The 8569-nt window shown below is 69.7% G+C and carries 7 protein-coding genes and 1 pseudogene; all 8 read right to left on the bottom strand.

Annotated features, from left to right (window positions below; all coding sequences use genetic code 11):
• Nucleotides 1–92: 92 nt before the first annotated feature.
• Nucleotides 93–674 carry a GTP-binding protein gene (locus IEY89_RS39540; protein ID WP_006375305.1) on the bottom strand — a complete coding sequence of 194 codons (582 nt, stop codon included), beginning with the start codon at nt 672–674 and terminating at the stop codon, nt 93–95.
• The gene (locus IEY89_RS39535) at nt 655–1242 is read right to left on the bottom strand and encodes a DUF742 domain-containing protein (protein WP_189152355.1); all 588 of its coding nucleotides are present in this window, start codon (nt 1240–1242) and stop codon (nt 655–657) included. The genes IEY89_RS39540 and IEY89_RS39535 overlap by 20 nt, the downstream gene beginning before the upstream one ends.
• A gap of 93 nt (nt 1243–1335) precedes the next feature.
• On the bottom strand, nt 1336–1749 hold the full coding sequence (locus IEY89_RS39530; RefSeq protein ID WP_189152357.1) for a roadblock/LC7 domain-containing protein: 414 nt from the start codon (nt 1747–1749) through the stop codon (nt 1336–1338).
• Between the two features lie 10 nt (nt 1750–1759).
• A complete protein-coding gene (locus IEY89_RS39525) occupies nt 1760–5095 on the bottom strand; it encodes a sensor histidine kinase (RefSeq protein ID WP_189152354.1) in 3336 nt (1111 codons plus the stop codon).
• A gap of 378 nt (nt 5096–5473) precedes the next feature.
• Nucleotides 5474–6049: a GTP-binding protein gene (locus IEY89_RS39520; protein WP_189152353.1), complete on the bottom strand. Its 576-nt coding sequence runs from the start codon at nt 6047–6049 to the stop codon at nt 5474–5476.
• Nucleotides 6030–6428, bottom strand: a complete 399-nt coding sequence (locus IEY89_RS39515; RefSeq protein ID WP_006375303.1) for a DUF742 domain-containing protein — start codon at nt 6426–6428, stop codon at nt 6030–6032. Before IEY89_RS39515 ends, IEY89_RS39520 begins: the two co-directional genes overlap by 20 nt.
• 108 nt (nt 6429–6536) lie before the next feature.
• Nucleotides 6537–6950, bottom strand: coding sequence for a roadblock/LC7 domain-containing protein (locus IEY89_RS39510; RefSeq protein WP_010984127.1), 414 nt, complete (start codon nt 6948–6950; stop codon nt 6537–6539).
• 9 nt (nt 6951–6959) lie between these two features.
• Nucleotides 6960–8569 (bottom strand): annotated as a pseudogene (locus IEY89_RS39505) (nitrate- and nitrite sensing domain-containing protein); the annotation flags it as partial.

Below are 8569 nucleotides of genomic sequence, written 5' to 3'. Positions count from 1 at the left end.
TCATGCCGCAGGGGGGGCGCGAACAAGCCACTGGGCCGCCGCAGACGGCGTACAACCGTCCGGGGCAGCCCAGTGGCCGCACGTACCATCCACTACCGCAGGCGAGCCATCAGCGCGTGCTCCACGAGAGTGATGAGCGCCGACTTGGCATCCGCACGGTGACGAGCGTCCGTCGTGATGATCGGAGTGTCGGGCCCGATCTGCAGAGCCTCCCGCACCTCGTCCGGGTTGTACGGCTGACTTCCGTCGAACCCGTTCAACGCGATCACGAACGGCAGACCGCTGTTCTCGAAGTAGTCGACCGCCGGGAAGCAGTCCGCAAGACGCCGCGTGTCCACGAGAACGATCGCACCGATCGCGCCACGCACCAGGTCGTCCCACATGAACCAGAAGCGGTCCTGGCCGGGCGTACCGAACAGGTACAGGATCAGGTCCTGGTCCAGGGTGATACGGCCGAAGTCCATGGCGACGGTCGTCGTCGTCTTGTCCCCGGTGTGCGTCAGGTCGTCGATGCCCGCGGACGCGGACGTCATCACGGCCTCGGTACGCAGCGGATTGATCTCCGAGACGGCCCCGACGAACGTGGTCTTGCCCACGCCGAAGCCGCCAGCCACCACGATTTTCGCGGACGTGGTGGAGCGGGAAGGCCCTCCGCTAGAGCTTGCGAAGTCCACTGAGCACCCTTTCGAGCAAAGTCACGTCTGGCTGCCCGCCGGCGCTTTCGTCGCCGCCGGGCTGATGGATGGCGACCAGGCCTGCCTCCGCCAAGTCGGCGACGAGGATCCTGGCCACGCCGAGGGGGATGGTCAGCAACGCCGAGATTTCGGCCACCGACTTGATCTCTCGGCAGAGGTTGCAGATTCGCTGATGCTCGGGCAACTGGCCCTGCATCTGATGCGGCTGCGCAGTGGTGTGCACCAGCGCCTCGATGGCGAGCTGGTAACGGGGGCGGGTCCGGCCGCCGGTCATGGCGTACGGACGCACCAGGGGATTGCTCGCACCCCCGGCGGGCGACGGCTCCGAAGAACGGCGATGCGGCTGCACGGGCTGGATGCGCGGCGCCGGCGGCTGGTCGTACGGCGACGGCCCGGGACCCTGCGGGTTCTGGGGCGCGTACGGCTGCTGCCGACGGTGGCTCGGTGCGGAGGGGAAGTTGTACCGGTTCTGGTCACCCTGGCCCTGACCCTGGCCAGGGCCGTACGACCAATTGCCCGAGGGCGAACCGCCTGGGGGTGTTGCCACTTTCTCCTCCTCCGACTGTGCCGGGCACCGCATCACTGTGGAGCCGCGTCCGAAACCTACCGCCCCGGAACGCCAAAACGCACCGTCTGACTGTTAGTTGAGAATGCTCCCTTGGAGCTCCGCACGCAGATCGGGTGTCAGGACCGTACCGGCGCGGTCGACCAAAAGTGCCATCTCGTACCCAATAAGACCGATGTCGGCCTCCGGATGTGCGAGCACCGCGAGGGAGGAACCGTCGGAAACGGACATGATGAACAGGAAACCCCGCTCCATCTCCACAACCGTCTGGTTCACGCTCCCGCCCTCGAAAATGCGCGAGGCACCCGCGGTGAGAGAGGTCAGACCGGAGGCGACAGCGGCGAGCTGGTCCGCACGGTCTCGCGGAAAGCCTTCGGACATCGCCAGAAGGAGTCCGTCGGCGGAGACCACCACCGTGTGTGACACCCCGGGGGTGTTGTCCACGAAATTGGTGATCAACCAGTTCAGGTTCTGCGCCGCCTGGCTCATCGGACTCACACTAACGCTCCTGGTTGTAGGTGCTGTCAGGCCCACCGTGGTGATTCCTGGTGGCCTGGCCGTTCGTCTCACTACCTGCGGTGCGACCCCGCTGGACGCCCCGGCGCAGGTTGCTCAACCTGCCCCGGATGTCCTCGGGGGCGCGGGAGACCGACGGGCCGCCCTGGGCGGTCGCTTCCGCGGCACCCTCGATCAGGTTGGCCTTCGGTACCCGGCGCGGCAGGCCGGACGAGGTCACCCCGCCCGCCTTGGGCTTGCGGAGCTGTGAGGCCTGCTGCCAGCGCTCGTCGTTGGCCGAGCGCCAGTCGTCGGGACCCGTGCCGTTCCCGTTCCCGTTCGCGTTGCCGTTCTGCTCCGCGGGGGCGGGAGCCGGTGTCTCCTGGCCCACATGCTGCCGGGAGGTGCCGTTGCTGGTGCCGCTCGTGGTGGATCCACGGCGGGGGAGCCCGGCATCGGTCAGCGCGTGGGCGGCGGAGGGCGCCGGTCCCGGACGCTCGAAGCCTACGTGATTCCGCTCACTCACGTCAGCGGCCTGCGTGGATTCGGTTTCCGGAGCGTACTCGGAGCTGTGGCCGTTCTGGTAACCGTCCTGCTGCGGCCAGTCATCCTGGTACCGCCGCTCCTCGAAGGCCGAGAAGCTCTCCGGGGCGGAGGCGTGTGCCGGGGCGGGCTCTTCCTGGACGGGCTCCGTGTACGCGGGCTCCGGGTAGCCGCCGTTGCCGTTCGAGGACGGGTAGCCGCCGTTCGTCGACGGGTACTCGCTGCCGGTCGCCGGGAAGTCGTCCGTCTGCGGGAAGCCGTTGTTCCCGTTGAAGTACGGCTCCTCGTACGACGGCTGCTGCCGCTCCTCGTACGCCGTCTGCTGGTCGTAGCCCGCGAAGGGCTCCTCAAGGGCCGGGGCCTGGCCGTTCGGCGCGCTGAAGTCGTCGCCGTACGCGGGGACCTCGTTGGGATCCTGCGGGCCCGACTCGGGGAGTGCCTGGGCCTCCAGCTGCGCCCGGCGCTCCTCACGCATCAGGGAGCGGCCCACCGGGTCCAGCTCGCGGATGTCGTCCGGGACCTCGGTGTAGCGGCTGTCGTCGAAGCCGAGCTCGGCCGCCGTACGCATCGGCTGCATCTGGGCGGCCTGGAAGTTCTCGCCGACGTACTGCTGCTGTTGCTGCTGCTCGGGGATGATCTGCGAGACGGTGAACTCGTCGCGCTGCATCTGCTGCTCGCCACCGCCACCGTGGGTGATGGCGTCCGGGAGCATGACCAGCGAGGTCGTACCGGCCTGCTCGCCCGAGGGGCGGAGCTGGACGCGGATGCCGTGCCGGTCGGACAGCCGGCCGACCACGAACAGGCCCATGCGCTGGGAGATCGCGGCGTCCACGGTCGGCGGGTTGGCCAGCTTGTGGTTGATGTCCGCGAAGTCCTCGGCGGTGAGGCCGATGCCCTTGTCGTGGATCTCGACCATGATGCGGCCGTCGGGCAGACGGGTCGCGGTGACGCGGACCTTGGTCTGCGGGGAGGAGAACGTCGTCGCGTTCTCCAGCAGCTCGGCGAGCAGGTGCACGAGGTCGGTGACCGCGCGGCCGTGGATCTCGGCCTCCGGTACGCCCGACAGCTCGACGCGCTCGTACTGCTCCACCTCGGAGGAGGCGGCGCGCAGCACGTCGACCAGCGGAACCGGCTGGTCCCAGCGCCGGCCCGGCTCCTCGCCGGCGAGGACCAGGAGGTTCTCGCCGTTGCGGCGCATACGGGTCGCGAGGTGGTCCAGGCGGAAGAGGTTCTCCAGCTGGTCCGGGTCGGCCTCGTTGTTCTCCAGGTCGGTGATCAGGGTCAGCTGGCCCTCGATCAGGGACTGGTTGCGGCGCGACAGGTTGGTGAAGATCGCGTTGATGTTGCCCCGGAGCAGTGCCTGCTCGGCGGCCAGCCGGACCGCCTCGCGGTGGACCTGGTCGAAGGCGCGGGCGACCTCGCCGATCTCGTCCGTGGTGTTGATGGGGATGGCGGCGACACGGGTGTCGACGCGACCGGGGTCGGTGCGCGAGAGCTGGTCGACCAGCATCGGCAGGCGCTGCTCGGCGATGCCGAAGGCGGCGTTGCGCAGCTGGCGCATCGCGCGGCTCATCTGGCGGGCCACCATGCCGGCCAGGATGAACGCGGCGAGCAGGGCGACCACGACGGCCGCGCCCACGATGAACGCGTCGCGCTTGGCGTCGTCGGAGATGCTGGACGCCTCGTTGACCGCGCCCTTGGAGAGGTCCGACTCCAGCTTGAGGTACGCGTTGTACTTCAGTGTGTTGACCGCCCACCAGTTCTGGGGCGTGATGCCTTCCGCCGCGAGCTCGGCACGGTCACTGGCGTCGGTCGTTCGGAGGGCGGCGATCGCCGAGATCATCTGGGTGGGGTCGCCGGGCGGCGGGACATACGTCTCGCCCTTGGCCGCGGCGGCCTGGGCGGCCTGCTCGGCCATCGCCTTGCCGTCGGCCGTGACCTGGGCCGTCGCGTCCTCGAGCTTCTTGGCGTCCTGCTCGGTACCGCCCGCGATGTACTCCGCGATGGCGATCCGCTCCAGGTACGCGTACGAGGAGAGGGCGATGCGCTGGCTCTGGAAGTTGCCCTCGCCGGGGCCGGGCTTGATCAGCAGGTGCATGCCGATGGCACGCTCCAGCGACACGGAGGCCTTGGTGAGCGAGATGGCGTACACGGTCCGGCCGTAGCTGGTGATGTTGCCCGTGCCCAGGCCCAGCTCGTTGGAGAACTCCATCAGGGTGTGCGTGATCGCGGTGTAGCTCTCCTCGGACTGCACACCGGTGAGCTTGGAGGTGTACGCCGCCGCGCGGATCGCCTCCAGCTGCGGCTCGACCTCGCGGAACAGCTCCAGCCGGCGCTGGACGCTCGGCTTGTCCGGGATGCTCTGCACGGCGATGTCGAACGCGTCGGCTGCCTTGTCGGTGGCGGCGCGGGCCTTGACGACCGTCTCGTCGTCCTCGCCCTTGCCCTGGAGCAGGGGCGCCGCGGTGATGTCGCGCTCCTGGAAGAGGGCGTCACCGTAGACCAGGGCGGCCTGCACGACGCGCGCGGTCCGCTCCGCGTCCTCGGCCTCCTGCCAGGTGTCGATCGAGCTCTTCACCTGGAAGCCGCCCATGACGAGGCCGACCACCACGGGTATGAGCAGGATCGCGTTCAGCCTGGTCGGCACGCGCCAGTTGCGCGGGGAGAATCGGCTGCCGCTCGGGGCGGGTGGCGCCATCGGCTCCGAGCCGGGCACAGGGCTGGGCGCCGCTCCGCGCGGCGGCGGGGTGAAGTTGCCCCGTGCCGACGGCTCGGGACCGTTCTTGCTTCGCCTCACTCGACCAACAACCTCTCGGCGGAAGGCACCAACGTTGTGCCGCAGTCTCTCAGAGCCGGTAAGTCAAAGACCCTCCACAGGGGTACGTCTTTGACTATTAGGCAGTTCAGGCATTCCAGCACGTAGGCCTTCGCTCTTCCAAACGTCGGAATGCGAAGATCCCCAGCCGGGTAAGCCCCAGATAAAACGGTCATAAAGAACGAGCCCCGTCAAAAGACGGGGCCTATGTGAGCGCAGCGAGACCGGGCGACCGCGACGCGTGGCCATACCACCAGATATCTCTGTCGAAACGTTATGAACACCGGGGCCGACCGTGTCAAAGGCCACAGCCGGCTCCGGTGTATCTACGACAACTGCCGTAGGGAATCTTCGATTTAGCTACCGCAGGCGCGCCATGAGCGCGTGCTCGACCAGCGTGATCAGCGCACTCTTCGCATCCGAGCGGTGCCGGGCGTCCGTCGTGATGATCGGAGCGTCCGGGCCGATCTGGAGCGCCTCGCGCACCTCTTCGGGGTTGTACGGCTGGTGCCCGTCGAAGCCGTTGAGGGCGATGACGAAGGGCAGGCCGCTGTTCTCGAAGTAGTCGACCGCGGGAAAACAGTCCGCGAGCCGACGGGTGTCCACCAGGACCACCGCACCGATCGCGCCGCGCACCAGGTCGTCCCACATGAACCAGAAACGGTCCTGACCCGGAGTACCGAAGAGGTACAGGATCAGGTCCTGGTCCAGGGTGATACGGCCGAAGTCCATGGCCACCGTGGTGGTGGTCTTGTCCCCGGTGTGGGTGAGGTCGTCGATACCCGCCGAGGCCGACGTCATGACGGCCTCGGTACGCAGCGGGTTGATCTCCGAGACGGCGCCCACGAACGTGGTCTTGCCCACGCCGAACCCACCCGCGACCACGATCTTCGCGGAGGTGGTGGTCCGGCCCCCGTCAGAGCTTGCGAAGTCCACTGAGCACCCTTTCGAGCAGTGTCACCGCTGGTGCACCGCCGTTGTTCTCGTCGCCGCCCGGCTGGTGGATGGCGACCAGTCCGGCCTCGGCGAGGTCCGCGACGAGGATGCGGGCCACACCGAGGGGCATGGCCAGGAGAGCCGACACCTCGGCCACCGACTTGACCTCGCGGCACAGGTGGCAGATGCGCTGGTGCTCGGGCAGCAGACCCATCAGCTGAGCCGGGTCGGCCGTCGTGCTGATCAACGCCTCGATGGCGAGCTGGTAGCGCGGCCGGGTCCGGCCGCCGGTCATGGCGTACGGCCTTACCAGCGGCTGGTCGCCCTCGTCCTCGTACGTATGAGCGTACGGATCATGAGAGGCGGTGGGCGGGGTCATGAATCCTCCGGGCGGGACAGCGTCGGTCAGTCGTGCCGTCTGACAGGGCCGGTGGGGGAGATGTGGCGGCCGGACGGTGTTTTGGTGAGGCGGGTGGATCCGGAGCGGTCAGTGGAGCAGACTGCCCTGAAGTTCGGCACGCAGGTCGGGAGTGAGCACTGCGCCCGCCCGGTCGACCAGAAGTGCCATCTCGTAGCCGACAAGGCCGATGTCGCACTCGGGGTGGGAGAGGACCGCCAGTGACGATCCGTCCGAGACGGACATGAGGAAGAGGAAGCCCCGCTCCATCTCGACCACCGTCTGGGCCACCGTGCCGCCCTCGAAGATGCGCGAGGCACCCGCGGTGAGCGACGTGAGCCCGGAGGCGACGGCGGCGAGCTGGTCGGCGCGATCCCGGGGGAAGCCCTCCGACATGGCCAGAAGGAGGCCGTCGGCGGACACGACGACGGTGTGGGACACACCGGGGGTGTTGTCCACGAAGTTGGTTATCAACCAGTTGAGGTTCTGTGCCGCCTGGCTCATCTGGCTCAACTATCGCTCCTGCTGGTGAGTGGGGCTGGGGAAGCTGCCCGTCTGGTCGGAGCCGGTACCGGCCTGTCGACCCTGGGCGATGCCCCTACGGAGATTGGTCAGCCGGCCGCGCACGTCATCGGGCGCACGCGAGACCGCCGGACCGCTTTGGTGCTGTTGCTGCTGAGCCGTACCCGGTACGAGGTTCGCACGCGGGACCCGGCGCGGAAGGCCGGAAGTAGTGACGCCACCGGCGGCCGGCTGGCGAACCCGCTCGGCCTGCCGGACCAGCTCGTCGTTCGGCGAGGTGCGCCAGGAGCCGGTCGCGGCCGGCGCGGTCGCCGGACGCGGGGGAGCAGGCACCGAGGACGGCTGCGAGGGCGCCGAACCGTTGCCGTTGCCGTTTCCGTTCCCGTTGCTGCTGCCGTTGGACGGCTGCTGCTGCTCCTGCTGACCCTGCCCGTGGAACCAGTTGGTCTCCAGGGTGTCGTACAGCGGCGTCCGCCCGTCACCCGGCCCGCTCGCCGGCGGCAGTGCCTCCGGCTGCGGCGGGCGCGGCGGGATGGGCGGACGGGAGCCGCCGAAGTCGGCGGGACCACGGCCCGCGCCCGGCTGGGGGCGCTCGAACTGGCCGGTGGACGACGGGTCCTGCTGACGACGGGGCACCGGGCCCCGGCCGTCGAAGCCGGAGGGCGCGGGGAACTGGCCGGTCGAACCGGAGTCGTACCCGTTCGGCGCGGAGAACTGGCCCGTCGAACCGTTGTCGTACGACGACGGCGCGAACTGCCCGTTGTTCTGCGGGTTCTGCGGACTCGGCGGTCCGCTGGGCGGGGTGCCGAAGACGTCCGAGCGAACGTACGACCCGTTGCTCTGCTGGCCGTTGGTGTCGCCGGAGCCGTTGTAGCCGGGCATCGGGAACTGGCCGGTGTCCGAAGGGCCGCCGGGACGCGGGGCGTTGAAGTCGGGACGGGCGAACTCGGAGGTGACGCCCGGGTTCTGGAGATCGTCGAGGCGGGGAACCGCCGGCATCTCCGACGTCGCGGCCGGGCCGTGCCGGTCGTCGATGCGGGGCATCCGTGAAGTGGAGTCCGGCTCCTCGTGACCGCGCGGGGTGTCCAGCGAGGCACGCGGCACCGGAGGCTGCGCGTTCTCGTCGCTCCAGCTCGGACGCGACGGCGCGTTGCCACCGGGCAGCTCCGGACGCGTCGAACCACCGCGCGGCGGGAGCTGCGGACGGCGCCCGCCGCCCTGTCCCTCCCCGCGCGGCGGCGGTACGGGGCCACGCGAGCCGCCGAAGGCGTCCTGACCCTGACGTCCGGCGTTGTTGCCGAAGGCGTCCTGGCCCTGGCGCGCGCCGGAGCCGTCACCGAAGCCGCCGGCGGCCTGGAGACCCTGCGGAGCACCCGGCGCCTGGCCGCCGAAGCCGCCCGCACCGGCACCGGCCGGAGCCGGCCTGCCGCCCTGCTGCTGCGGAGCACCGGGACCCTGCGGTCCACGCGGCGCTCCGCCCTGTCCACCCGGGCGACCGCCCGCGTCCCGGCCGGGCAGCGCGGCCCGCGCCCCCTGGCCCGAACCGACCTGACCGCGCGGCGCGGCACCGGCGCCGAGGAGCCCGCCACCGGCGGGAGCGC

It is taken from the genome of Streptomyces lacrimifluminis, from assembly GCF_014646095.1.
Classification (GTDB): Bacteria; Actinomycetota; Actinomycetes; order Streptomycetales; family Streptomycetaceae; genus Streptomyces; species Streptomyces lacrimifluminis.
This window is presented reverse-complemented; position numbering and strand designations above follow the sequence as displayed.